The following is a 23,806-nucleotide window of genomic DNA, read 5'->3' as shown; positions in this document are numbered from 1 at the left end:
GCTGAGGGGTTTCGGTCAGTTGCCGTTCCCCCTGCCGGATCCGCTCGCGTCCTCGTCGGCTGCTCCGCCGCCCTCTTCTTCCTGGGACATGCGCCGGTAGACGGCGTTGCGGCGTCGCAGTACCACGCCGGCGACCGCGGCGGAGGTGACTGAGGCGATCAGGACCGCGGCCTTGACGCGTTCTGCCGTCCCGGAACCGGGGAAGGCGAGCTCGCTGAAGAGCAGCGCGATGGTGAAGCCGATCCCGGCGAGCGCGGCGAGGCCGAAGACATCGGACCACTCGAGCTCCGGGTTGAGCCGCGCCCGGGTGAAACGGGCGGCGAGGTAGCCGCCGCCGAGCACCCCCACGGTCTTCCCCACGGTCAGGCCGATCACGACCCCGAGCGATTCGGGACTGGTGAAGACACCGGCGATCGCGCTGCCGGACAGCGGAACGCCGGCGGCGAACAGTGCGAAGAGCGGCACGGCGACGGCTGCCGAGAAGGGGCGCAGCCGGTGGGCGGTGCGGGCGCCCGCGGAGGAACCCTCGCCCCGGCGGCCTCGGGCACGCAGCATCAGGCCCATGGCGACGCCCGCCACCGTGGCGTGCACCCCGCTGTTGTACGTCGAAGCCCAGATCGTGAGCGCCAGCGGCACGTACCACCACCAGCCCCGGACCCGGCGGAACTGCAGGAGGGCGAAGACCAGGAGCCCGGCAAGGGCGCCGCCGAGGGCGGGGAGGTTCAGGTCGTCCGTGAAGAAGACGGCGATGATGGCGATGGCACCCAGGTCGTCGACGACGGCGAGCGTGAGCAGGAAGGCGCGCAGTGAGGCCGGAAGATGCGTGGAGATCACGGCGAGGACGCCCAGGGCGAAGGCGATGTCCGTGGCCATCGGCACGGCCCAGCCCTGGAGACTGCCGCCGCCGAGCACGGTGATGAGCACGTAGAGGGCCCCGGGGACCGCCATGCCGCACACCGCGGCGACCACGGGGAGGGCCGCCGTGGACGGGGTGCGCAGCTCGCCGTGCACGAACTCGCGCTTGACCTCGATCCCGGCGACGAGGAAGAAGACGGTGAGCAGGCCGTCGGCGGTCCAGTGGGCGACGGAGAGGTGGAGGCCGAGTCCGGGAGGCCCGAAAGCGAATTCCCGGACCCGCTCGTAGCTGTCGCTGAGAGGGCTGTTCGCCCACACCAGGGCGAGGAACGCCGCAACCAGGAGGACGAGCCCGCCGAACGTCTCGGCGCGCAGGATCTCCGCGAGCGAGCGCTGCTCGGCCCCGGGCAGCAGTCCGAGGAAGGACGGACGGTCGGGGGGCTCCTTCTCGGCCATGACGTCTGTGGTTCCTCCGGCCCGCCGTCGCGTCGTGGATGGCCGAAGGCCGACCCCAGAACCCGGCAGGGCCCACCGGCGCCCAGTCCGGGAGGCGCGGCCCGGACACGCGTCTCCACAGTAGGCGGCACGCCCCCCACGGCGCCCGGCGCCACGCCCCGCGCCCGGCGCCACGCCCCGCGGGCGGCGCCACGCCCCGCGCGGCCGCCGGTGCGGCGGAGCCCTCCGCCTCGCGGAGGGTACGGGCGGATCGCAGGGGTAGGCGCCCGTGGATGGAAATGACGGGGTGCCCGACGGGAGAGTGAGAGAGGTGGCATTCATGACCGGGACCAAGGTCTCCGACCACGTTCTCCGGCGTTTGAGGGAGTGGGGCGTCGAGTACGTCTTCGCCTATCCGGGTGACGGCATCAACGGTCTGCTCGCGGCCTGGGGGCGGGCCGGGGACCGACCGCGGTTCATCCAGTCGCGCCACGAGGAGATGTCCGCCTTCCAGGCGGTGGGGTACGCCAAGTTCTCGGGCCGGGTCGGGGTCTGCGCGGCCACCTCGGGGCCGGGCGCGATCCATCTCCTCAACGGCCTGTACGACGCCAAGCTCGACCACGTCCCCGTCGTCGCCCTCGTGGGGCAGACCGACCGCAGCGCCATGGGAGGCTCGTACCAGCAGGAGGTGGACCTCGCCACCCTCTACAAGGACGTCGCCTCGGACTACTGCGTCACCGTGACCGTCCCCGAGCAGTTCCCCAACGCCATCGACCGGGCCGTGCGGACGGCGTACGCCCGGCGCACCGTGACGGCGGTGATCGTCCCGGCGGACGTGCAGGAACTCGACTACAGCCCGCCGGAGCACGCCTTCAAGATGGTGCCCTCCAGCCTGGGCATCGCCGACTACGCCCCGGTGCCCTCCGACACCGACCTGGAGCGGGCCGCCGAGGTGCTCAACGCGGGCGAGAAGGTCGCCGTCCTCATCGGGCAGGGCGCACGAGGCGCGCGGCCCGAGGTCGAACGCCTCGCCGACGTCCTCGGCGCCGGTGTGGCCAAGGCCCTGCTGGGCAAGGACGCCCTGCCCGACGACCTGCCCTACGTGACCGGCTCGATCGGGCTGCTCGGCACCCGGCCGTCGTACGAGCTGATGCGGGACTGCGACACCCTGCTCGTGATCGGCTCCAGCTTCCCCTACACCCAGTTCATGCCCGAGTTCGACCAGGCCCGCGCCGTGCAGATCGACATCGACCCGCACATGATCGGTCTGCGGTACCCCTTCGAGGTGCAGCTGGTCGGCGACGCGGGCGACACCCTGCGCCGCCTGCTGCCCCGCCTGCACCGCAAGAGCAGCCGGGACTGGCGGGAGACCGTGGAGAAGAACACCGCCCGCTGGTGGGAGGTGATGGAGCGGCGGGCCTCGGTGGGCGCCGACCCGGTCAACCCCGAGTACGTCTTCCACGCCCTCGACCCCCTGCTTCCGGACAACGCCATGATCACCGCGGACTCGGGGTCGGCGGCCAACTGGTACGCCCGCCACCTGCGCATGCGCGGCACCATGCGCGGCTCCCTGTCCGGGACCCTCGCCACCATGGGCCCGGCGGTTCCGTACGCCATCGGCGCCAAGTTCGCCCACCCCGACCGTCCCGTCATCGCCCTGGTCGGCGACGGGGCCATGCAGATGAACGGCATGATGGAGCTGGTGACCGCGGCCAAGTACCGCTCCGAGTGGTCTGACCCCCGCTTCGTGGTGGCCGTGCTCAACAACCACGATCTCAACCAGGTCACCTGGGAGATGCGGGCCATGTCGGGCGCCCCCCAGTTCGAGGAGTCGCAGGCGATCCCCGACCTGCCGTACGCCGACATCGCCCGCTGCCTGGGCCTGGACGGGACGCGGGTGGAGAAGCCCAAGCAGGTCGAGGCCGCGTGGCGGAACGCGCTCGCCGCGGAGCTCCCCTTCCTCATCGACTTCCGCACGGACCCCGCCGTGCCGCCGATTCCGCCGCACGCCACCCTCGACCAGATACAGGCGGCCGCCGCCTCCGTCCTCAAGGGGGACAGCGATCGGGCGGCCATGGTCCGGCAGGGCTTCCTGGCGAAGGTGCAGGAACTCATGCCCGTCGGCCACCACCGGGGCGGTGACGGACACGACGGCGGTTCCCGGAAACGGCAGTGACCCCGCGCGACCGTCGTCAGGTTCCGCCGCTCGGCGGGCCGGCAGTGGAACGGGTGACCACGTCGGCGTACACCGTCCCCACGGATCTTCCCGGCGGTGACGGCACCCGCGACTTCTGGTCGGACTGGATCGGGACGTGCGACTACGACGGTCGGTGGCCAGAAGCGCTACGCCGCGCCCTGATCACGCTGAAGGCGCTCACCTACGCCCCCACCGGCAGCGTCCTCGCGGCCGCGACGACGTCCCTGCCCGAATCCCCCGGGGGAACGCGCAACTGGGACTACCACTACTGCCGGCTCCGCGACTCCTCGTTCACCCTGCAGGCGCTGCTGGGCACCGGATACCTGGAGGAGGCAAGAGCCTGGCGGGAATGGCTCGTTCGCGCCGCGGCAGGCGATCCTGCGGACCTGCGCGTCGTCTACGGACTGGACGGCGGACGACGCATACCCGAACTCAACCTGGACTGGCTCGGCGGCTACCGGGGAGCGGCCCCGGTACGCGTCGGCAACGGCGCCGCCGGCCAGTTCCAGCTGGACGTTCTCGGCGAGGTCCTGGACTGCCTCCACTTCGCCAGGAACACCGGGCTCGCCGTCGATGAAAACGCCTGGGAGCTGCAGAAGGCGCTGCTCGACCACCTGGAGGGGCACTGGCGGGATCCCGATCGCGGCATCCGGGAGGTGCGAGGTCTGCGGCGGCACTTCGTCTACTCCAAGGTCATGGCATGGGCCGGCCTCGACCGAGCCGTGCACACCGTACCGACACGGCCTGCCCGGCCCGGTCGACCGCTGGGCTGCGGTACGCGACGAGATCCCCCGCGAGGTCTGCTCCCGCGGCTTCGACACCGGGCGCAACACCTTCACCCAGTACTACGGCTCCCGGGAGCTCGACGCGGCTCTCCTTCTGCTGCCCCGCGTCGGGTTCCTGCCCTGGAGCGACCCGCGCGTCCGCGGCACCGTCGACGCCGTACGACGCGAGCTGTCCGAGGACGGATCCCTGATGCGCTACCGCCAGGGGCCGGCCCCGGCCGGGGGCACGACGAGGGCATCGACCGGGTGGACGGGCTTGCCGGCCGCGAGGGGGTCTTCCTCGCCTGCACGTTCTGGCTGGTGGACGCCCTGCACTGCACGGGGAGCACGGGCGAGGCGGAGAAGCTGTTCGAAAGGCTCCTCGGCCTGCGCAACGACGTGGGTCTCCTGAGCGAGGAGTACGACCCGGCCGCGCACCGCTTCCCCGGCAACGTCCCGCAGGCCTTCAGCATGGTGGGCCTGATCAACTCGGCCCGGCTGCTGAGCGGCGCGCACACGGAGACCTCCCAGGACCAGGACCGTCGGGGGGCTCCGCGATATGGGCGTAGCGGATCAGCATGGAGCCGGGGTCGAGCCCCGGGCGTTGGTGCTGTGCCCGGGCAGCATGGTCCACGTCGCCTACGCCGAAGCACGGGCGTGGCAGCTCGAGTTCGAGCGCGCACGGCAGGAGGCAGCGGCGCCGGCCGCGGTGGAAGAAGTGCTCTTCGAGGGATGAGGATCAGAGAGCCGCACCCGTGCACGCATCGCAGTCACAACGGGGGGCGCGAAAGCCACCAGCCCCGACGCCCCGCCGACACCGGAACGCCTTCTCGCACCGCGTCCGGCGGCCTCCGCTGCCGAGTCAAGAGCGGAGGGCCGGGAGCAACCGCCGCACCCGACCCTCGCCGCCCACAGACAAGCAGGTCAACGCACTCTTCCCCTGGGCTTCAGGTGCGTGGGGGGCAGTTCGGGGGCAGGGATCGGAGGGCCGTCGTAGCCCTTGACCTCGCCGAAGCGGGTGCCGGTCGTCCAGTCTTCGCGGGCCTGCGCGATGTCGTCGTGCGAGCGGCCGATCCAGTTCCAGAACATCACGATCTCCTCCTCGAACGGTTCGCCGCCCAGGAGCATCAGGCCGGCGTCCGACGTGGCGCGGAGCGGGAGTTCCGTGCGGCCGCAGCCGAGGTAGAGCATCGAGCCGGGCAGGACCGGGACGCCGTCGACGTGCGCCTCGCCCGACATCGACAGGACCGCGTACTCGAAGTCCGGCTCCAGCGGCAGCTTCGCCTCGGTGCCCTCCGCGAGGGCGATGTCGGCGCCGACGATCGGGCTGTACGCCGTTCCCGGCGAGGCCGCCGTGTCCAGGGTGCCCAGGATGACCGTGGCGTCCACGCCGGACGCGGTCACGCGCGGAAGGGCCGCGTGGTGCTGGAAGTGCGGCTCGACGTGGCGGTGGGCGTCGGGGAGCGCCACCCACAGCTGGGCGCCGTGCAGGAGGCGGCTGTGGTCACGGGGGCTCTCCTCGGAGTGGCTGATGCCGCGGCCGGAGGTCATCAGGCCGAGTTCGCGCGGGCGGATCGTCTGCAGGCTGCCCGTGCTGTCGCGGTGCAGGACCTCGCCGTCGTGCAGCCAGCTCACCGTCTGGAGACCCGTGTGCGGGTGGGGCGCGACCTGCATGCCGGGCTCGCCCGCGATGTCGTCGGGCCCGTAGTGGTCGACGAAGCACCAGGCGCCCACCATGCGGCGGCCCAGGTTCGGCAGGAGGCGGCGGACCTCGGAGGACTCGCCCAGCTTGACCGTCCGGGGGCTGAGGAGCTCGCGGACCGGTTCGGCCACGACGAAGCCCCGTCCGCCGCAGGCGGAGAGGGCCGGCTGGCGCTCGAGATTGCTCATGTCCCCAACCTAGTGCCGGCGGCCCCGCCGCACCGCACGGAATGCGAGGGTCCGGCCCTGCGTTGGAGGGTGCGTCGGAAGCATCCGGACAGCGGAAGGGACGCGATGGACGCGCGCAGCACGTATTTCGAGCACGGCACGGCGGCCGAGCGCTGGGCGCGCGCCCGGCTCTTCTTCGACGCGAAGGAGTACGGGCCGGCCGTCGGGATCCTTGAGGGGCTGGCCGGCGAGGCGCCCGAGCAGCTCGCGCCGAGGCTGCTGCTGGCCCGCGCGTACTACCACTCCGCCCGGCTGGCGCGCGCCGAGGCGGAGCTGCGCGCCATCCTGGAGCGCTGGCCGGTGGAGGACTACGCCCGGCTGCTGCTCGGCCGCGCGCTGGAGCGGCAGGGCCGCTCCGCGGAGGCGGCGCCCCACCTGCGGCTCGCCGCGGCGATGGCCGGCGAGTTCCCCGAGTAGCCCGCGGGCGCCGCGGCGCCCGCCCGGCTCGCCGGTGCGGGGCGGGGCGGCGCACTCGGATAGCCTGGGGGCACGATGAACCGCCTGACCACGCCTTTCGGCTCCCACGAGCTCACCCGCTTCCCCGAGGACCCGCGCGACCGGCTCCGCGCCTGGGACGCCGCCGACGAGTACCTGCTGCGCCACCTGCACGGCGGCACCGGCGAGCGGGGCCCGGTGGACCTGTCCGCCGCCGCCGGGCGGATCACCGTCTTCGGGGACCGGTGGGGTGCGCTGGCGACGGCCCTGGCCGCGTACCGGCCGGTGCAGATCACCGACTCCTACCTGACCCGGGCGGCCACCGGGGCCAACCTGCGGCGGGCCGGCGTGCCCGAGGGCGCCGTGACGCTGCTGACCACGCAGGACGCTCCGCCGGAGCGGATCGACGTCCTGCTGGTGCGGGTGCCGAAGAGCCTGGCGCTGCTGGAGGACCAGCTGCTGCGGCTGGCGCCGCACGTCCACGCGGGCACGGTCGTCGTCGGCGCCGGCATGGTCAAGGAGATCCACACCTCCACCCTGGACCTCTTCGAGCGGATCCTCGGCCCGACGCGGACCTCCCTCGCGGAGAAGAAGGCCCGGCTGATCTTCTGTACGCCGGATCCCGCGGCCGGTGAGGGGACCCCCTCGGGTGGCGGCTCGCGGTGGCCGCTCGCGTACACGCTGGACGGGGACGCCGGCTCGGGCGCCGGTCTGACCGCCGTCAACCACGCGGGGATCTTCTGCGCGGACCGCCTCGACGTCGGCACCCGCTTCTTCCTGCAGAGCATCCCGAACAACACGGCCGGCGCCCGCGTCGTCGACCTCGGCTGCGGCAACGGCATCGTCGGCACGGCGGTCGCGGTCGCCGACCCGGAAGCGGAGGTCGTCTTCGCCGACGAGTCGTACCAGGCGGTCGCCTCGGCGCGGGCCACGTACGAGGCCAACGTGCCCGGCGGGTCCCGCCGGGGGCGGGCGGAGTTCCTCGTCGGCGACGGGCTGGCGATGCTGCCCGCCGCCTCCGTGGACCTCGTCCTCAGCAATCCGCCGTTCCACTCGCACCAGGCGACGACGGACGCGACCGCGCTGCGGATGTTCGCGCAGTCGCGGCGCGCGCTGCGCCCGGGCGGCGAGCTGTGGATCGTCGCCAACCGGCATCTGGGCTACCACACACACCTGCGCCGCCTGTTCGGCAACAGCGAAGTCGTCGCCGGCGAACCGCGGTTCGTGGTGCTGCGCGCGGTGAAGCGGGAGAAGCGTCCGCGCCCCATGTGACCTGCCAGTACGTCCTAGACTCGCCGCGTGAGCAGCCTGGTGCGGGACGAAGCGGACAAGGACGGCACAACCGGGGGCGGCGCGCCCGGCGGCGGTGCGGGCGGTGCAGGCGGTACGGGCAGTGCGGACGGTACGGGCGGCGCGGCGCGCCCGGAGGGCGGGGCCGCCTGCGGCCGCTACCGCCGGGAGGACCTGGCGCGGGCAGCCGGCGTGAAGGAGCGCAACCTGCGCTACTACCAGGAGCGCGGGCTGCTGCCGCCGCCGCGCCGCGAGGGCCGGATCGGCTGGTACTCGGAGGAGCACCTGGTGCGGCTGCGGCTGATCAGCGACCTGCTGGGCCGCGGCTACACCGTCAACGGCATCGGGGAGCTGCTGCGGGCCTGGGAGGGCGGCGGCGGGCTGCCCCAACTGCTGGGCCTGGAGCGGGCGATGGTCCGGGACTGGGTGCAGGAGGAGCCGGTCACCATGAGCACCGCCGAGCTGGTCGAGCTGTTCGGCCCGGCGGCGACGGCGGAGGACACCCGGCGGGCGGCCAGGCTGGGCTACGTGAGCATCGACGGCGATCTGGTCACCCACCGCAGCCGACGGCTGCTGGAGGCGACGCTCGCGCTGGTGCGCCAGGGGGTTCCGCTGGCGGAGATCCTGGACGCGGCCGACCTCCTGCAGGCGCAGGCGGCCGCGCTCGCCGACCGGTTCGTCGGACTGTTCCGCCGGCACGTGATCGGCCCGGAGGGGCTGGAGCGCCTTTCGGCCAGTCAACTGGATCACATCGCCGGCGCGGCCGCGGATCTGCGACCCGTCGCGGGCGAGGTCGTGGCCGCGGAGTTCGCCCGGGCGATGGCCCTGCGGATGGAGGCCGAGGTCGCTGAACTCCTGGGGCGGGAGCGGTAGTCGGGACGGGACCGACGAGTAGGACTCGGCCAGAAAGGTACGCTCGGGCAACCTTGCCAACCCCCATTGGCACTCTTACATTCAACTCGTCGGTAACAACGGTGCACGACCGAAGACAAGGGACGATCTCATGACGGACTCCCCGCACTTACCGGACGCAGCCGAGCCGCCCGGCAGAGACGCCGCGGACCGGCCGGAACCGGGCACCGGCTCCGTCCGATGGCGCCGCTTCGCCGTCCTCACCATCCCCGCCGTCGCCGTCACCGCAGGCCTCGGCATCGCCCTCGCCCAGGGCGCGCTCGCCGCCTCCTTCGCCGTCTCGGGCCAGCAGTTCAAGGTCTCGGCCACCAGCCTGGAAGGCGAGGGCTTCGCCCAGTACGGCGGCATCGACACCAATGCCCGCCAGGAGCTGATCCCCGTCGCGGTCACCGCCATCAGGGAGGCCAGGCTCGACAACCTCTGCCAGTCGGTGGTCACCACACTGCCCATGGTGGGCGACATCTCGCTGAACCTCACCGCCGGCAAGAAGACGCCCGTCGAGGCCTCGAACCTCTTCGTCGACGCCACCCAGCTCTCCGGCAACGCCGTCTTCACCAACATCGAGATCGGACGCGACGCCTCCACCCTCGACAAGGGTCCCGCCGATGCCGTCGGCATGCAGGACCTGTTCGCCCAGCAGGCGGACACCGTCCGCATCACCGATCTCCAGCAGACCGCCTGGGCCACGAACGCCGGTACCTTCAAGCTCTCCGGCCTCAGCATGCACATCAGCAAGGGCAAGAAGGAATGCTTCTGAACCGCTGGCGGCGGTGGCGGCGCAGCAGGCCGTTCTGGGGAGGGCTCCTGGCCGTCCTCGCGGGGGCCGAGATCTGCGCCCTGCCGCTGGCACCGCTGAAGGTCATGCTCCAGCAGGGCGTCGCGGGCATCCCGTCCGTCCTCATGGGCGCCGTCATGATCGCGCTCGGCCTCACCGCCTGGTTCGCGCCCGCGCAGCGCGGCCTGGCCGGGGTGCTGACCACGCTCGTGGCGACGGCCGCGCTGGTGCTGTCCAACCTCGGCGGGTTCCTGATCGGCACCCTGCTCGGCATCCTCGGCGGCGGTCTGATGTTCGCGTGGCAGCCACACGCCGCCCCGTCCGCTCCGCTGCGTCCCGCCCCCACGGACGCCACGGACGCCGCAGGCACCACGGACGCAACGCCTGCGCCATCGCACGGCACTACCCCCTCCCGCTCCACACGGCACCACGATCCCCAAGGAGCACAGCCATGAGCCGTACGCGCACCGCGGCCGCCCTCGGGCTGGCGGCCGCCGGCGCCCTGACGGTGGCCTCCGCCACCGCCACCGCCTCCACCGCAGCCGCCCCCTCGCCCCGGCCGGCCGCCGGGTCGACCACCGTCACCCCGGCCGGGCACGCCTTCACGGCCGCCCTCAGCGGCAAGGCCACCCTGAAGGCCGGGTCGGTGACCGTCACCTGCTCGGTCTCGGTCTCCACCGGCACCGTCCCCGCCGCCCCCGGCAATCACAACGCCGCCGGGCCGGTCTCCTCGCCGATCACCCCGCCGACGTACAGCTCGTGCACCGCGAGCATCCCCGGCGTCACCCCGACGGTCACGACCAGCGGCGCCTGGTCCGTCTCGATGCAGCACGGCTCGCCGATCACGGCCGTCATGACGGTGCCGGCGGGAGGCCTGGTCCTGAAGACGACGGGGCTCGCGAGCTGCACCGTCACCACCGCGCCCTCCGGACCGGCGAACGTCAGCGGCACCTGGACCAACGGCGCCCCGCCCAGCCTGACCTTCACCAACGCGACCGTCCCCGTGAAGGTCACCGGCGGGTTCGGCTGCCCGACGAGCGCGACCGCGTCCACTTTCAACGCCGTGTACAAGGTCACCGACACCACCGACCCGGCGCAGCAGATCACCGTCGGCCCCTGACGGACCGGCCTGGCCCGCACCGCAGCCCGGCGCACCGCAGCCCGCCGCGCCACGGACCGCACCGCGCGGTTCCGCGGCGCGGCGGGCACCGCTTCCGCTCAGTCACCGCTTCCGCTCAGTCGCCCTGGTCGCGGTACGCCTCCAGCAGCCGCAGCCACACCTCGCTGATCGTCGGGAAGGCGGGGACGGCGTGCCACAGCCGGGCGATCGGAACCGCCCCGGCGACCGCGATCGTCGCCGCATGCACCAGCTCGGCCGCGCCCGCCCCGACGAACGTCGCCCCGAGCAGCACCTCCCGGTCCAGGTCGACCACCATGCGCGCCCGTCCGCGGTAGCCGTCCGCGTACAGGCCCGCGCCGGAGACCGCCCCCAGGTCGCAGTCGACGGCCCGGACCCGGTGTCCGGCCCGCTCGGCCTCCGCCAGGGTCAGGCCCACCGCTGCGGCCTCCGGGTCGGTGAAGACCGCCTGGGGCAGGGCCCGGGTGTCGGCGGTCGCCGCGTACGCACCCCAGGGCTCGGCGGCGGCCCCGTCCGGGCGGCCGGCCGTCCCCGCGGCGGCGCGGGCCGCGATCGCGGCGCCGGCGATCCTCGCCTGGTACTTGCCCTGGTGGGTGAGGAGCGCCCGGTGGTTGACGTCGCCGACCGCGTACAGCCAGTCGTGGCCCGGCACGCGCAGGCCGTCGTCCACGGCGATCCACTCCCCCGGCTCCAGGCCGACGGTTTCCAGGCCGATGTCCTCGGTCCGCGGCGCCCGCCCGGTCGCCATCAGCAGCTCGTCCCCCTCCAGGATCTCGCCGCCCTCCAGCACCACCCGTACGGGCCCGTCCGCCTCCTCCCGTACGACCGCTTCGGCGGAGACCCCGGTGCGGACCACCGCGCCGGCCTCCCGCAGCGCCTCGGCGACCAGCTCGCCGGCGAAGGGCTCCATGCGCGGCAGCAGCCGCTCGCCCCGCACCAGTACCGTGACCTGCGAGCCCAGTGCCTGCCAGGCGGTGGCCATCTCGGCGGCGACGACGGAGCCGCCGACGACGAGCAGCCGGGGCGGCACCCGGTGCGCGGACGTCGCCTCGCGGCTGGTCCACGGCCGGGCGCCGGCGATACCCGGCAGCGGGGGGACGACGGCGCGCGAGCCGGTGGCGACGACCACCGCGTGCCGGGCGGCAAGGAGGACGTGCTCGCCCTCGGGCCCCTCGACGGCGACCCGGCGCTCCCCGGCGAGCCGGCCGTGGCCGCGGTGGAGGTGCGCTCCGATGGAGGCCAGCCAGTCGTGCTGACCGCCGTCCTTCCAGCCGCCGGTCCAGTAGTCGCGGTGGTCGAAGACGGCCCGGGCGTCCAGCGGGCCGCCGACGGCGCCCGCGAGGCCCGGCACCCGCCGTGCGTCGGCCCGGGCCAGCGCCGGGCGCAGCAGCGCCTTGCTGGGGATGCAGGCCCAGTACGAGCATTCGCCGCCGACGAGTTCCGCTTCGACCAGGGCCGTGCTCAGCCCGGCGGCGCGGGTCCGGTCGACGACGTTCTCGCCGGCCGGGCCGCCGCCCAGGACCACGACGTCGTACTCCACCTCTTGCGTCACGCGCGCCTCCAGGGGATCCGGGGCGCGGCGGGAGCCGGGTCAGCCCGGGGCTCGGGCCCCCGCCGGGCCCTGCGTCCCGGCCACCTTAGCCACGCTCCTCCCCTGCGGCGGCGATCTTCGCGCGGACCTCGTCCATGTCGAGGGCGCGGGCCTGCGTGATGAGGTCCGTGAGGGCGGCCTCCGGCAGGGCGCCGGGCTGCGCGAACACCGCCACCTGGTCGCGGACGATCATCAGGGTGGGGATGGAGGTAATCCCGAAGGCCGCGGCGAGCTCCTGCTGCGCCTCGGTGTCGACCTTTCCGAAGACGAGGTCGGGGTTGGCCTCGGCGGCCTTCTCGTAGACCGGGGCGAACTGCAGGCACGGCCGGCACCAGCCGGCCCAGAAGTCGATGAGCACGAACGGGTTGTCGCTGACCGTACGGTCGAAGTTCTCCTTGGTGAGCTCTACGGTTGTCATCCTGTGGGCCTCCGACGTGCGTGGATGGCGGAGTCGCGGCTGCTTCCCGGAACGGCATGGGAACGCAGCGGGAACACCGTGTCGTCAAGGCGAGCCTAACCGCGCCAACGCACGGGGACGGCCCATCCATGCCCCGGAAGCGTCCCTGGCGCCATCGGCGCAGCTCAGGGCGGTGTGCGGTCCGGGCCTGGGCGAATCACCAGGCCGGCCGGGGCAGACCGCGGGGGTGGCTGCCTTGAACGGATTCCAGCCCGTCCGCTTCCCGGCGCACACACACGAACACGGCCGTCGGTGTGCGGTCGGTGGCGTCGGTGGACGACATCGCCTTCCGCACCGAGGACCCGGTGGTCACCGCCTTGCGGGAGGCGTACGCGGGCGTCAAGCCGGAACGGCTGTAGGGCCGTCCGGCCCGTCCCTACGAGTTTCACTAGCCCGCCGTCCGTAGCCTCGAAACCCTGGTGACGGGGTGAGGGGTGGTGTCATGGTGTCGGTCGGGGAAACGGGCGGGCGCGGGCTGCTGGACTGGGTGTGCGATCTGCACTCGCTGAACTCCGTCCTGGCGTCGGCGGCCGCGGCGGGGCCCGTGCCGCAGCCCGCACCGGATCCCGAGCCGACGGCGGACAGCCTGCAGTGGGCGACCCATCTGGTCGCCGTGTGGTCCCGGCTGGCCGCTCCGATGGCCACCCGCCCGGAGACGGGCTCCGTGTGATCGAGCGCATCCTCCCGAGGTCCGTGGTGGGCGTGGACGTCTTCGGCGATCATCCCCATGCCTCCCTGCACCCCCTGGAAGCCCTGGTCGTCCGGCATGCAGTCGGATCCCGCCGGCGGGAGTTCGCCACCGGGCGGTGGTGCGCCAGGCAGGCGCTCGCCCGATTACACGTCCCGGAGGCGCCGTTGCTGTCCGGCCCGCACCACGCCCCGCTCTGGCCGGAGGGCGTGGTCGGGAGCATCACGCACTGCGCCGGTTACCGTGCGGCCGCCGTGGCGCGCAGCACGGACGTGTGCATGCTCAGCGTGGACGCCGAGCCCCATGCGCCCCTGCCCCCGGGAGTGTTGGAGAGCATCGCGCTGTCCGAGGAACTGGCAATGGCGCGCGAGCTGGGGATCGCCTCCCCCGGCATCCACTGGGACCGGCTGCTGTTCAGCCTGAAGGAGACCGTCTACAAGGCCTGGTACCCGGCCACGCGCCGTCGGCTGGAGTTCGAGGACGCGCGGATCACGATCGACCTGTCGGCGGGTTCGTTCTGGGCGCAGGTCCTGGTGCCCTCGCCGTTGCGGCGCTCCGGCCGACCGCTCGACCGGCTGAGCGGGCGGTGGCTGGTCAGCGGCGGCCTCCTGGTGTCGGCCCTCGTGGTTCCGGCCGAGGGCGCGGCGGCCGGGGCTTCCGGCCCGGTCCTTCCGGCCGCGCCCCGGCCCGCCCGGGTGCCGCTTACTTGACGAAGTCCTCGACGACCTTCGGCGGCCACACACCGACTTTGAGCACGCCCATCGAGTAGGCGCGCGAGACCAGCGCCGCCCGGTTGGGAACCCGTAGCTTCCGGAACAGACAGGTCACGTGGTACTCGACGCCCTGCCGGCTCAGGTAGAGCCTCGCGGCGAGCGGAACGGTCGAGATTCCGGAGGCTATGCCTTCGAGTATCCGGGCGTCGATCTCGCTCAGGATCTTCTTCCGGCTGGGCATGACCTCGCCGTCCACCGGCTCGTCACCGGAGGCCATCATCACCCAGATCGCCGACACGTCGGGGGTGCTGCTGCGCACGGCGCAGGCCGAGAGGGAGGCCGTGAAGGCCCGTCCGTCGGGCCCGACGGCGAGCACCTCGCTGGTGAAGCGGTCCCGCTTGCCCTCGGTGAGCCCGGCGAACTTGCGCAGCAGCGGCTGCTTGACGCTGGGGTGGACCAGGTCGGCGAACGGTCGGCCGCAGGGCTGCGACGCGTCCCCGCCGAACCGGCCGAAGAACTCCTGGTTCGCCTGCTGCACGGTCAGGCTGCGGTCGAGGCAGGCCATGGTGATACCCGGCCGGCCGAACAGCGGATGCTGCTCGGCGGAGTTCATCGGATGGGCCGCCAGGTCCTGGGCCACGGTCTGCGTCAGGTCCGCCGACGCGGATACGGAAGTCGCCATGGAATTCTCTGTCCTTTCATGGCGTGAGGTGGTGCGAACGGCTGCTGCGAGCCCCCCGTGAGACCGGCCGGTGCCTGCGCGAAAACGCTTTATCCGGACTGGACTCCGCCATGAACACTAGGTAGTCGGCTTCGCGCCGGTCAACGCTCGAGCGGCGCTTGAGGCGAATACCGTGGTCATCGGATCCAAGGGTTCGGTCAGGCACTTCCGCTTCGGTGGTTCGGTACGGTGCGGTCGGTCTCCTTCACAGGTCAAGCTGATGGATGGGGCCTGACGGGGTTCTGAGGGGCAGGGCAAGACGGCCCACCGAAGCAATCCGCCGAGACACCGAACCATCGGCTCTCCACCGAAGTGGCAGGCGGCCGTTCAGGAGTCCGCCGCCCCCTTTCGCGCACCGCCCAAAAGCGCCGCGAGTTGCGGCCGACCCGATATTCCGAGTTTTCGGTAGGAGTTCGTCAGATGTTTTTCCACCACCCGCGATCCGACGCCGAGTTCCGTCGCGATCTCCTGGTTGGTGAGCCCGCTCCCGGCGAGGGCCGCGACGCGCGATTCGGTCGGGGTCAGGGCCGGTTCGGGCGGGGTCCCGGCCGGCCCGGGCGGGCGCGGCACGTCCTGCTCGGCCTTCCAGGGCACCCCGCAGGCCAGGGCGAGGGCCGCCGACTCACGCTGCAGCTCCCGCGCCTCGGCGCCCTCGCGTACCGCGCGGGCCAGCGCGCGCAGCGTTCGGGCCAGTTCGAGCCCGTTGGCCGAGCCGCGCAGGACGTTGACCGCGTCGCGCAGCAGGGCTGTGCCCTCGCTGCCCCCGCGGAGGCGACCGCGCAGCCGCTGCGCGCGCCCGATCGCGACCGGCGCGCCCCAGATCCTGGCCTGTGCGTACTCCTCCTCGGCGAGCGCCCGGGCCGACTCCAGGTCACCGCTGCGGTGCAGCAGGCGGATCGCCCAGGGCCGCCACGGGAAGAGGACCGGGTTGCGCCATCCGGACGCCTCCAGTTGGCGACCGCAGGCGAGCACGGTGTCCAGGGCCCGGTCCAGGTCGCCGCGCCGGGCCTCTGCTTGTGCCTCCGTCAGCCGCAGCATGGTGGTGCAGGCGAGGTTTCCGGCCGCCAGCTGCCCTCGGGTTCCGGCTCTCACGCGCTCGCCGAGCACCGGGTCGCAGGCCTCCAAGGCGATGGCGGCCAGCACGGTGGCGGCCATCGCCGCGCCGTCCGGATGGCCGTCCCCCTCGCGCTCGAAGGCCCGCTCGGCATGCTCGCGGGCGTGTGCGAGCCGGCCGCGGGCCAGGAGGACCATCGCCTCCTCGACCTGGACGAAAGGCTCCGGTCCGCCTCCGGCCCGGCCCCGGTGCCGCTCTCGGTCCGCCAGCCAGCCGGCGAGGGCATCCACGTCGTCGGCACTGGTGAACACCGGTGCCAGCAGCGGCAGGACGGTCGGCGGTCCCGGTTCGGCAGCCGGTACGCTCGCGAGGATCCGCCCGGCCTGCCGGGCCACCTCGTACGCGGGCAGCCGGCCGCTGAGTGCGGCCGCGTGCAGGAGTACGGCGAGCAGTTCACGTTCGGCGCCGGAGAAGACGGCCGGATCCTCGGGCCGCTCCCGCAGCCGGCGTACGGACCGGGCGAGTTCGGCGGGGTCCTGGCGGGCGCAGTGGCTCAGCCGGGCCTCCAGCCGCAGGGCCAGGTCGCGCGCCGATCCGGTCAGCCGTTCCGGGGATCCGAGGCCGGCGGCGGCCTGCCGGAGGATGTCCGCGGCGGCGGGGTTGAGGGGGGTGAGGAAGCCCGGCGAGATGCGCAGCGCGGCCGCGGCCCGGTCGTGCGGCGTGTCCAGCAGGGCGATGGCCTGGGCGGTGTGCCGTTCGCAGGCGGCGCTGTCGTAGGCGCTCTCCGCCGCCGCGAGGTCGATCAGCAGGCGCGCCCGCTCCTCGCCCTGTTCGGGGCTGCCGATCAGGGCGCGGCGCAGGAACCGGGCCGCCTCCTGGTGGGCGCCGCGGCGCAGGGCCGCGTCTGCGGCGGTGCGCAGGACGGCGGCGGACCAGCTGTTGCCAGGGGTGGCGGCCGCCATGAGCTGGGCCGCGACCTCTTCGCCGGAGTGCCCGGCCTCGTGCAGCAGGGTGGCAGCCCGTTCGTGCCAACTGCCCCGCTCGTCCATGGCCATGGAGGCCTCGGCCGCGTCCTGGACGACCGGATGGACGAACGCCCGAACGCCCTCGGCCCTGAGCAGTCCGAGCCGGTGCAGGGTGCGCAGGGCGTCGGACTCCCCGATGGTGTCCAGGCGGGCCAGGCGCGCGGCCAGCCCGGGGGTGTCCTGCTCCCCGAGGATCGCGATCGCGGCCGCCAGGTCGCGGACCGGTCGGGTCTGGGTGCTCAGGCATCCGGCGAGGCGTTCGCGCAGGGGCGCGGGCCGCAGCGTGCCGGCGGTCCCGGCGTGCGCGGCGGACGGCCGCAGCCCGGTGTCGGCCAGGGCCGCCAGGACATGGCTCAGGAACATCGGGTTGCCGCCGGATGCCCGGTGGCAGGCCAGGACGAACTCCTCATCGCCGCTCTCGCCGAACCGTTCCCGGATCAGCTGTCCGGTCGCGGCAGGCGAGAGCGGGGCGGGCCGCATCACTTGTGTGGCGGCATCGGTCACCTCGCACACCAGCGGGTGCCGGGCGCGCGGGTCGCCGTCGCGCAGGGTGCAGACGAGGACGGCGCGCAGACCCTGCGGGCGGCCCGCGAGGTAGGCCAGGCAGCGCAGCGACCAGGTGTCGGCCCACTGGAGGTCGTCGACGAGGATCAGCAGGGGGCGTTCGCGCCCGAGCCGGGCCAGCATCTCGCGCAGGTCCGACAGGACCGCGTCGAGGGGCGCCGCCGGGTCCTCGGCGGCGGCCGGCAGGAGGTCTTCGGAGAGGGTGTCCCCGAAGGGCGGGAAGCCGTCGGCCGCCGCGGCCGCCGCGAGGGTCAGGCTGTCGAAGAGCTGGCGTACGACGCCGTAGGCGAAGTCCTGTTCCATGACGGCCGCGTTGGCCCGCATGACGCACACGTCGTGGCCGGTGAAGCGTGCCGGGAGCTCCCGCAGCCAGGCGGATCTGCCGATGCCGAGGGGCCCGGTGAACAGCAGGAGCGAGGACCGCCCGTCGGCCGCCGCGTGCAGGGCGTCCTGCACCAACACCGTCTCGGATGTCCGTTCGAGCAGCATCGGCTCAGTTTCCTTCCATGTCGCGTACGAGCGCCCGGAGTTCTTCCCGGCTGCCGATCCGCAGCTTGCGGTAGACCCGGCTCAGCCGGAGCTCCACGGCACGCCGCGACAGCGACAGCATTCCGGAGATCTGGGTGTTGCTGTGCCCGTGCGCGGCGAGCGTCGCCGTACGGGCCTCCGGCGGGGTCAGCTCGGCCCAGGAAGGGGGCCGGTCGGGACCGGGGCTCCGGCCGGGCGCGAGTTCCGCCGCGAGCCGCCGGGCGCACCGGGCCATCGGGCCCGCCGGGTGGGTGGCGGTGAGCACCTTGAGTTCGGCGACGGCCGCGGCGGCGGCCTGCCGGTTGCCGGCCGTGGCGAGTTCCGCGGCGGCGAGGTCGGCGAGCGCCCGCTGGTAGCCGGGACCGGCCGGGCCCCGGCGGAGCAGGTCGGCCGCGTAGCGGGCCCGGGCCGGATCCTCGTGGGCGGCGGCCGGTCCGGCGTTCAGCTCGGCCCATCCGACCGGGCCGACCGCACCCCATTTGCGGGCCAGCCGCAGCTCCTCGGAGCCCAGCAGGTGCGCCTCGGCTTCCTGTCCTGCCGCGCGCAGGAGCCGGGCTGCGACCGAACGCCACGGCAGCAGTGCGGGGTTGAGGTGGGCCCGGTGCAGGAGCAGGCGGCCGCATTCGCGCAGCAGGTGCACGGCCTCGGCGGTGTCCCGGCCGGCGGCCGCCACCAGGGCCTGCGCGAAGAGCAGGTGCGGCCAGTACGGACTGGGGCGGGCCGCGTCCGGCACCGGTTCGGCGGCGAGCGTACCGGCCCGTACGGTGTCGCCGCGTTCGAGGTCGACGACGATCCGCACGGCTCGCAGCTGTGCCGTCGCGGCGGGGTGCCGGCTGGGGCGGGGCAGCGCCCGTTCGGCGGCGCCGATGTCGTGTTCGGCGGCGGCGAGCAGGCCGCGGCGCAGGTTGAGTTCTGCGCGCGCGGCGAGGACGTGGGGTGCGGCGACCTGCCTGCCGTCCGCCCGCATGCCGGTGAGCAGGGCGGTCAGTCCGGCGTCGGCCTCGTCGTGGTCCCCGGTCAGGCACAGCGCCTTGCAGGCGGCGAGCCGGGGCAGGACGGGGGCGTCTCGTGCGGGCCGGGCGAGGGCGGCGCGGGCGAGCTCGCGCGCTGCGGTCAGGCCGTCGCCGGCCAGGGCGAGCTGCCAGGCGCGGGGGCCGGCCTGGAGGGCGGACGTCGGGCGGGCGGGCAGTGCGGGCATCGCGGGGACGACACGCTCGGCGTGCTCCCGGTCGGCCGGGTCGGCCGACCAGTAGAGCGCGACGAGGGCTTCCTGCTCCTCGGCGGCGGCGGCCGGCCGGGCTTCGGCCGCGGCGCGGCGCATCCCGTCGGTGTCCCCGGCGGCGAGTCCGAGGTCCAGGGCACGGACGCGCAGGGCCGACCGGGCGGCGTCGCGGGTACGGGTGAGGCCGCCGAGCCGTCGGATGCCCGCCTCGGGAGCGGTGACGAGTTCGGCGGCGGCCAGATCGAGGGTGAGCCCGGCGTGGCTCTGCTCGTCGAGCGGTTCGCGCAGGGCGCGGGCCAGGAACGCCGCCGCCCGGGTGTGGTCGCCCGCCCGCTGGGCCGCCGCGCAGCCGCGGCGCAGGACCGGGACGGCCCAGGGGCTGCCGGCGGGGCGCGCGTGCAGCAGGAGGCCGGCGACCTCCTGGTCGGCGGCGCCGCCGTGGTGGGCGAGACGGGCGGCGGCCGCGTGCAGGTCGGCCCGGTCGGCCGGTTCCATCCCGGCCAGGATCCGCAGGCCGGCCTCGGCTCTGATGCGCATGCCGGCACCGGTGCCGGTGCCGGTGGTGTGGACGAAACCCGTGGCGTCGAGGACGGCGCGCAACCGGGCTTCCCGCAGGTGGCCGAGTCCCGCGAGGGCGCACACCGCGTGGAAGCCGAGGACCTCGCCGCCGACGGCTAAGGCGCGCAGCACGGCGACGGTCTCGTCCGGCAGGCCCCGCAGGACCCGGCCGATGTGGTCGTCCAGCGCCGCACGGCCGACGGCTTCGAGTTCGGGGATCCGCTCGGTGACCGGGAGGTGGCCGCGGCGGCTGAACTGCCGCAGGGCGGCGTGCAGTACGGCCGGGGTTGCCGCCGAGATCCGCCGGGCGGCGGCGGTGAACTCCGGTTCGCCCTCGGCTCCGCACACCGTGCGCACGGTGAGGGCGGTGTCGGCGTGGGAGGGAGGGCCCAGCAGCAGCTGGTGGGCGCGCTCCGGTTCCGGCGCCGAGGCGGCCAGGCACCGCCAGTCGGGGCCGAGCGCGCCGGCGTCGGTGCCACTGGCCAGGACGACCAGCGGGGCGGTGGCGGAGCGCCGTACCAGGGCGTGGAGCCAGTGCAGCGATTCGGGGTCGGCCCACTGGGCGTCTTCGAGGACCAGCAGGAGGGGGTGCTGCCGGGCGGCGCGGAGCACCGGGGCGAGCCGGCCGGGAGCGGCGCCGAGGGAGGTCAGCAGTTGCGCGGCCACGCCGTGGCGCAGCCCGGACTCGGAGGGGACGGCCCGGGCGCTGAGCACCCGCAGGCCGCGGTACCGGCCGATGCGGGCGGTGCGGCGGGCGAGGGCGTTCTGGCCGTAGCCGGGGCGTCCGGTGACGGTGACGACGGCGGACCGTCCGGCGGCGAGACCGTCGAGCAGGACGCCGAGCGTGTCCTGCTCTCGGCTGTGGTGCGTCAACGGGCCCGCGGCGCGGTTCGGTTCGGGGACCGGGGGGGCGTCCGGGCGGGTGGGGTCCGGCGGTGCCGAGGGCGACATGGATGTGATCGGATTCCGGGGTCGGCGGCGGGTGGACGGCGTGGTCGGTACGGGCACGGGGGCCGGCTCCGGGCTCAGCCGCTCCATGCCGGCGTGCGGGCCGGGACGGCGGCGGGTGCGCGCAGGGTGGTCGCGAGGGCCGCGCGGCGGCTGACGCCCAGCTTGCGGTAGACGCTGGTGAGGTGGGTCTCGACCGTGCGCAGGGTGACACACAGGGACCGGGCGATCTCCCGGTTGCTGGCCCCGTCCAGGACCAGGCCCACGACCTTGCGTTCGGCTGCGGTGAGGAGGTCCTCGCGCGCTCCGGTGAGCTCCGGCATGCGTCCGCCCGCGGCGATGAGCAGCCGGCGGGCGCTGCGTGCGCGGGACAGCGCTCCGCAGGAGTGGGCGAGGTCGGCGGCGGAGCGCAGGTACGGGCGGGCCTTGGCGTGGTCGCCCTGGGCCAGCAGGCGGCGGCCGAGTGCGAAGGCGGCCCGGGCCTGTTCGGTCCTGGCGGGCGAGGCCGCCAGGGTGTCGGCTGCCTCCGCCAGCAGTTCGGTGCCGGCTCGGCCCGGGGTGATGACACCGCGGGCCAGGGCCGCGGTGCCCAGGGCGTGCGCGGTGCCCCAGCGCTCGGCCAGTTCGGTGCCGTATTCGGCGTGGGCTGCGGCTTCCCGCGGGCGGCGCAGGGCGGCGAGGGCGTGGCACGCCTCCGCCCACCAGGGAGCGAACACCGGGTTGGCGAGGCCGGCTTCCCGCTGGGCCCGGCCGGCGGCGAGCAGCAGCCGCAGGGCCCCTTCGCGGTCGCCGAGCGCGTGGCGGACGCGTGCGCGGACCATCAGGTAGAGCTGCTGGTCGACGACGGGTCCGGCCGGGGACGGCGGGACGGTGATCCCGGCGATCAGGTCCTCGGCGCGGGCGGGTTCGCCCCGGTCGCCGAGGGCCGCGGCGAGGACCAGGCGGGGCAGGGCCGGGGGCTGTGCCGTGCGGCCTGCCGCTGCGAGGGCCGCGTGGGCGTCGTCCATCGCCTCGGCGAGCGCGCCGGTGCCGTACAGGACGAGGGCGCGGGCGGAGTGGGCGAGGGCACGGGTCCAGCCCGTGTCCGGTTCCTCGGTCTGCGCCTGGGCCACCGCGTCGTTCAGGGCGGCGAGCGCGTCGGTGGTCTCGTCGGCCAGGGCGAGCACGGTGCAGGAGGCGATCACGGGCCAGGAGGCGCGGGGGCCCGGAGCGTCCAGCACCCGGCGGGCGTGGGTGCGCGCCGCCTGGCGCGCGTTGTCGTAGAGCGCCGCGACCAGGGCGGTCACGGCGCCGGTGTGGGCGGGCACCGGCTCGGGAGTGCGTTCGGTGCGCTCGGTGCGCTCGGGCGGTGCCGCGGTGCCGGTGCGGTCGGCGGAGCCCATGAGGAGCAGAGCCGATTCCAGGGCCAGGGCCGAGTCCCGCAGACCCGTTGCGGTGCGCAGTTCGGCCAGGACCTCCGCGGGGCCGCGGTCACCGGGTACGGCCCGGCCGGCGGCCAGGCAGGTGGTGGTGTACTGCACGGCGGCCGCGGCGCGGGCGCGCAGGTCGGGGGCGCGGTGGAGGGCCTCCCTCAGCAGGGCGAGGGCGGCGTCCGGGTCGGTGTGGGCCACGAGGCCGGCCAGCCGGAGCCGCAGGGTGCCGTCCTCGGGCGCGGCGTCGAGCACGCGGCGCAGGTAGCGCGCGGCGGTGCCGGGGGCGCCGCGGTCCTCGGCCGCGACGGCGGCGTCGCGCAGCATCGAGGCCATCCAGGGCCGGGGGGCGCCGGGCATGGCCAGCAGGTGTCCGGCGACTTCTTCGGCCGGGCGGCCGGCGTCGCTGAGCAGCAGGGCGGCCCGGGCGCGCAGCCGGGCGAGGTGGCCGGCGGCGAGTGGTTCGAGGACCGCGGTGCGTATCTCGTCGCTCGCGAGGCCGGTGCGGCCGGGCGCCAGGACCTCGGCCTGCCGGAGCGCGGAGAGGGCGTCCTCGGCCTGGACGGCGGAGACGCCGGCCAGCGCGGCGATCAGGTCGGGCAGGTCGTCGCCGAGCACGGCCATCGCCGTGGCGACGGCCTCCACCCAGGCCGGTTTTCGGTCGAAGAGGTCGCGGATGGACCGTGCGGTCAGGCGGCCGCCGAGTTCGCGGGCCTGCCGGGCGCCTTCGCTGTCCGGCAGGGCTCCCGCGCGCCGCAGTTCCGCCAGGAGCCGGGAGGTTCGGCCCGGGTTGCCGCCGCAGACGTCGGCGACCCGGGCGGCGAACGCGGGCGCGACCGGGCGCGCGAAGGCGTGGCGTGCCATCTCGCCGACGGCGGCCGCGCTCAGGGGGCGCAGGGGCACGGTGGTGTACGAGGGGTGGGCGGCGAACCCGGACCACGGGGTGCCGTCGGCGGGCTCGGTCTCGGTGCTGCGGGCCAGGACCAGCAGCAGGGGCAGCCCGTCCGCGCGGCGCAGCAGGAAGTCGAGCCAGCGCAGGGTGTGTTCGTCGCACAGGTGGGCGTCGTCGAGCACGAGCGCGAGGGGCTGGTGGGCGAGCAGTCGGGAGACGATGCCGAACAGCCCTTGGAAGACCGGGTAGTCGGCGTCGAAGGCGAAGGGGCGGCGGTCCGCCCCGGGGATCAGTGCGGGCAGGGCGCGGCGTGCGGCTCCGCGCATCAGCGGGTGGCGCGCGGCGCCCTCGCCGGCCAGGCCGAGCGGGTGCAGCAGGGACCGGGCACCGCCGTAGGCGGCGGTCGTGGTGTCCGGCCGGCACACTCCGTGCAGGGACATCATGCCCCGTCCGCCGCCCGTCGCGCCGCGCTCCAGGTCACCGGAGCCGTCGAGGAACGCCCGGACGAGGCTGCTCTTTCCGATACCGGGCGGCCCGGTGAGGACCACGATCCCCGAACGGCCGGCGCAGGCCGCCGCGGCCCGCCCGAAGATGGTACGTATTTCGCCATCGCGGCCGAATATGACTCTTCTCGCGCACGACGGGCCCGACTGGCCAGACAAAGAATCCCCCTCGTTGAACGGAAAGGGCCGGGTCCCCCACCCGC

The 23,806-nt window shown here is 74.5% G+C and carries 18 protein-coding genes and 1 pseudogene; 11 read left to right on the top strand and 8 right to left on the bottom strand.

What is annotated here, in order from left to right:
- Positions 1-15: 15 nt before the first annotated feature.
- Positions 16-1,311, bottom strand: a complete 1,296-nt coding sequence (gene nhaA, locus C0216_RS12830) for a Na+/H+ antiporter NhaA (protein ID WP_114055400.1) — start codon at positions 1,309-1,311, stop codon at positions 16-18.
- 319 nt (positions 1,312-1,630) lie between these two features.
- On the opposite strand from nhaA, the gene C0216_RS12825 reads away from it, so the two are divergent.
- The 3 genes and pseudogenes from C0216_RS12825 to C0216_RS35325 all read left to right on the top strand — a co-directional run bounded on the left by C0216_RS12825 (position 1,631) and on the right by C0216_RS35325 (position 4,663).
- Entirely contained in the window at positions 1,631-3,466 is a 1,836-nt protein-coding gene (locus tag C0216_RS12825) for a thiamine pyrophosphate-requiring protein (RefSeq protein ID WP_114055399.1), read from the top strand.
- A pseudogene (locus C0216_RS35330) lies at positions 3,463-4,206 on the top strand (glycoside hydrolase family 15 protein); the annotation flags it as partial. The gene C0216_RS12825 and the pseudogene C0216_RS35330, both read left to right, overlap by 4 nt.
- On the top strand, positions 4,121-4,663 hold the full coding sequence (locus tag C0216_RS35325; RefSeq protein ID WP_428985490.1) for a glycoside hydrolase family 15 protein: 543 nt from the start codon (positions 4,121-4,123) through the stop codon (positions 4,661-4,663). The pseudogene C0216_RS35330 and the gene C0216_RS35325, both read left to right, overlap by 86 nt.
- A 512-nt stretch (positions 4,664-5,175) precedes the next feature.
- Here the strand turns inward: C0216_RS35325 and C0216_RS12815 are convergent.
- Positions 5,176-6,141 (bottom strand): pirin family protein, encoded by a 966-nt coding sequence (locus tag C0216_RS12815; protein ID WP_114055398.1) that lies wholly within the window; start codon positions 6,139-6,141, stop codon positions 5,176-5,178.
- Between the two features lie 105 nt (positions 6,142-6,246).
- Between C0216_RS12815 and C0216_RS12810 the strand changes: the two genes are divergently transcribed.
- From C0216_RS12810 to C0216_RS12785, 6 genes are all read left to right on the top strand, one after another.
- Entirely contained in the window at positions 6,247-6,597 is a 351-nt protein-coding gene (locus tag C0216_RS12810) for a tetratricopeptide repeat protein (protein WP_114058636.1), read from the top strand.
- A 75-nt stretch (positions 6,598-6,672) separates the two neighbouring features.
- Positions 6,673-7,887 (top strand): methyltransferase, encoded by a 1,215-nt coding sequence (locus C0216_RS12805; RefSeq protein WP_174250385.1) that lies wholly within the window; start codon positions 6,673-6,675, stop codon positions 7,885-7,887.
- 27 nt (positions 7,888-7,914) lie between these two features.
- Positions 7,915-8,778: a MerR family transcriptional regulator gene (locus C0216_RS12800; RefSeq protein WP_246042515.1), complete on the top strand. Its 864-nt coding sequence runs from the start codon at positions 7,915-7,917 to the stop codon at positions 8,776-8,778.
- Positions 8,779-8,908: 130 nt separating this feature from the next.
- On the top strand, positions 8,909-9,574 hold the full coding sequence (locus C0216_RS12795) for a DUF6230 family protein (protein WP_114055397.1): 666 nt from the start codon (positions 8,909-8,911) through the stop codon (positions 9,572-9,574).
- The gene (locus C0216_RS12790) at positions 9,565-10,047 is read left to right on the top strand and encodes a DUF6114 domain-containing protein (RefSeq protein WP_246042514.1); all 483 of its coding nucleotides are present in this window, start codon (positions 9,565-9,567) and stop codon (positions 10,045-10,047) included. The genes C0216_RS12795 and C0216_RS12790 overlap by 10 nt, the downstream gene beginning before the upstream one ends.
- Positions 10,044-10,712, top strand: coding sequence for a hypothetical protein (locus tag C0216_RS12785; protein WP_114055396.1), 669 nt, complete (start codon positions 10,044-10,046; stop codon positions 10,710-10,712). Before C0216_RS12790 ends, C0216_RS12785 begins: the two co-directional genes overlap by 4 nt.
- A gap of 115 nt (positions 10,713-10,827) precedes the next feature.
- Here C0216_RS12785 and C0216_RS12780 read toward each other — a convergent pair whose 3' ends face one another.
- The gene (locus tag C0216_RS12780; protein WP_114055395.1) at positions 10,828-12,282 is read right to left on the bottom strand and encodes a dihydrolipoyl dehydrogenase family protein; all 1,455 of its coding nucleotides are present in this window, start codon (positions 12,280-12,282) and stop codon (positions 10,828-10,830) included.
- A gap of 85 nt (positions 12,283-12,367) precedes the next feature.
- Positions 12,368-12,739, bottom strand: coding sequence for a thioredoxin family protein (locus C0216_RS12775; RefSeq protein ID WP_114055394.1), 372 nt, complete (start codon positions 12,737-12,739; stop codon positions 12,368-12,370).
- Positions 12,740-13,220: 481 nt separating this feature from the next.
- On the opposite strand from C0216_RS12775, the gene C0216_RS12770 reads away from it, so the two are divergent.
- Together C0216_RS12770 and C0216_RS12765 are read left to right on the top strand one after the other, a co-directional pair.
- A complete protein-coding gene (locus C0216_RS12770) occupies positions 13,221-13,448 on the top strand; it encodes a hypothetical protein (RefSeq protein ID WP_114055393.1) in 228 nt (75 codons plus the stop codon).
- Positions 13,445-14,176, top strand: a complete 732-nt coding sequence (locus C0216_RS12765) for a 4'-phosphopantetheinyl transferase family protein (RefSeq protein ID WP_114055392.1) — start codon at positions 13,445-13,447, stop codon at positions 14,174-14,176. The genes C0216_RS12770 and C0216_RS12765 overlap by 4 nt, the downstream gene beginning before the upstream one ends.
- Here C0216_RS12765 and C0216_RS12760 read toward each other — a convergent pair.
- From C0216_RS12760 to C0216_RS12745, 4 genes are all read right to left on the bottom strand, one after another.
- A complete protein-coding gene (locus C0216_RS12760) occupies positions 14,169-14,861 on the bottom strand; it encodes a LuxR C-terminal-related transcriptional regulator (RefSeq protein WP_428985423.1) in 693 nt (230 codons plus the stop codon). The two genes, C0216_RS12765 and C0216_RS12760, sit on opposite strands and share 8 nt — an antisense overlap.
- 366 nt (positions 14,862-15,227) lie before the next feature.
- Positions 15,228-18,032 carry a helix-turn-helix transcriptional regulator gene (locus C0216_RS12755; RefSeq protein ID WP_114055391.1) on the bottom strand — a complete coding sequence of 935 codons (2,805 nt, stop codon included), beginning with the start codon at positions 18,030-18,032 and terminating at the stop codon, positions 15,228-15,230.
- 4 nt (positions 18,033-18,036) lie between these two features.
- Positions 18,037-20,802, bottom strand: a complete 2,766-nt coding sequence (locus tag C0216_RS12750; protein WP_114055390.1) for a LuxR C-terminal-related transcriptional regulator — start codon at positions 20,800-20,802, stop codon at positions 18,037-18,039.
- A 74-nt stretch (positions 20,803-20,876) separates the two neighbouring features.
- A complete protein-coding gene (locus C0216_RS12745; protein WP_114055389.1) occupies positions 20,877-23,762 on the bottom strand; it encodes an ATP-binding protein in 2,886 nt (961 codons plus the stop codon).
- Between the last annotated feature and the right edge of the window lie 44 nt (positions 23,763-23,806).

The sequence above is a fragment of the Streptomyces globosus genome, assembly GCF_003325375.1.
In the GTDB taxonomy this organism is placed as follows: Bacteria; Actinomycetota; Actinomycetes; order Streptomycetales; family Streptomycetaceae; genus Streptomyces; species Streptomyces globosus_A.
The sequence above is the reverse complement of the archived record's forward strand: the minus strand, read 5'-3'. Positions and strand labels throughout refer to the sequence as shown.

What these genes read in the sequence shown, in the direction of transcription:
- C0216_RS12795 (WP_114055397.1), top strand. Translation starts at nt 8,909, where the DNA reads ATGACGGACTCCCCGCACTTACCGGACGCAGCCGAGCCGCCCGGCAGA.
- nhaA (WP_114055400.1), bottom strand. Translation starts at nt 1,311, where the DNA reads ATGGCCGAGAAGGAGCCCCCCGACCGTCCGTCCTTCCTCGGACTGCTG.
- C0216_RS12750 (WP_114055390.1), bottom strand. Translation starts at nt 20,802, where the DNA reads ATGTCGCCCTCGGCACCGCCGGACCCCACCCGCCCGGACGCCCCCCCG.
- C0216_RS12825 (WP_114055399.1), top strand. Translation starts at nt 1,631, where the DNA reads ATGACCGGGACCAAGGTCTCCGACCACGTTCTCCGGCGTTTGAGGGAG.
- C0216_RS12760 (WP_428985423.1), bottom strand. Translation starts at nt 14,861, where the DNA reads ATGGCGACTTCCGTATCCGCGTCGGCGGACCTGACGCAGACCGTGGCC.
- C0216_RS12815 (WP_114055398.1), bottom strand. Translation starts at nt 6,141, where the DNA reads ATGAGCAATCTCGAGCGCCAGCCGGCCCTCTCCGCCTGCGGCGGACGG.
- C0216_RS12790 (WP_246042514.1), top strand. Translation starts at nt 9,565, where the DNA reads ATGCTTCTGAACCGCTGGCGGCGGTGGCGGCGCAGCAGGCCGTTCTGG.
- C0216_RS12770 (WP_114055393.1), top strand. Translation starts at nt 13,221, where the DNA reads ATGGTGTCGGTCGGGGAAACGGGCGGGCGCGGGCTGCTGGACTGGGTG.
- C0216_RS12810 (WP_114058636.1), top strand. Translation starts at nt 6,247, where the DNA reads ATGGACGCGCGCAGCACGTATTTCGAGCACGGCACGGCGGCCGAGCGC.
- C0216_RS12785 (WP_114055396.1), top strand. Translation starts at nt 10,044, where the DNA reads ATGAGCCGTACGCGCACCGCGGCCGCCCTCGGGCTGGCGGCCGCCGGC.
- C0216_RS12755 (WP_114055391.1), bottom strand. Translation starts at nt 18,032, where the DNA reads ATGCTGCTCGAACGGACATCCGAGACGGTGTTGGTGCAGGACGCCCTG.
- C0216_RS12805 (WP_174250385.1), top strand. Translation starts at nt 6,673, where the DNA reads ATGAACCGCCTGACCACGCCTTTCGGCTCCCACGAGCTCACCCGCTTC.
- C0216_RS12775 (WP_114055394.1), bottom strand. Translation starts at nt 12,739, where the DNA reads ATGACAACCGTAGAGCTCACCAAGGAGAACTTCGACCGTACGGTCAGC.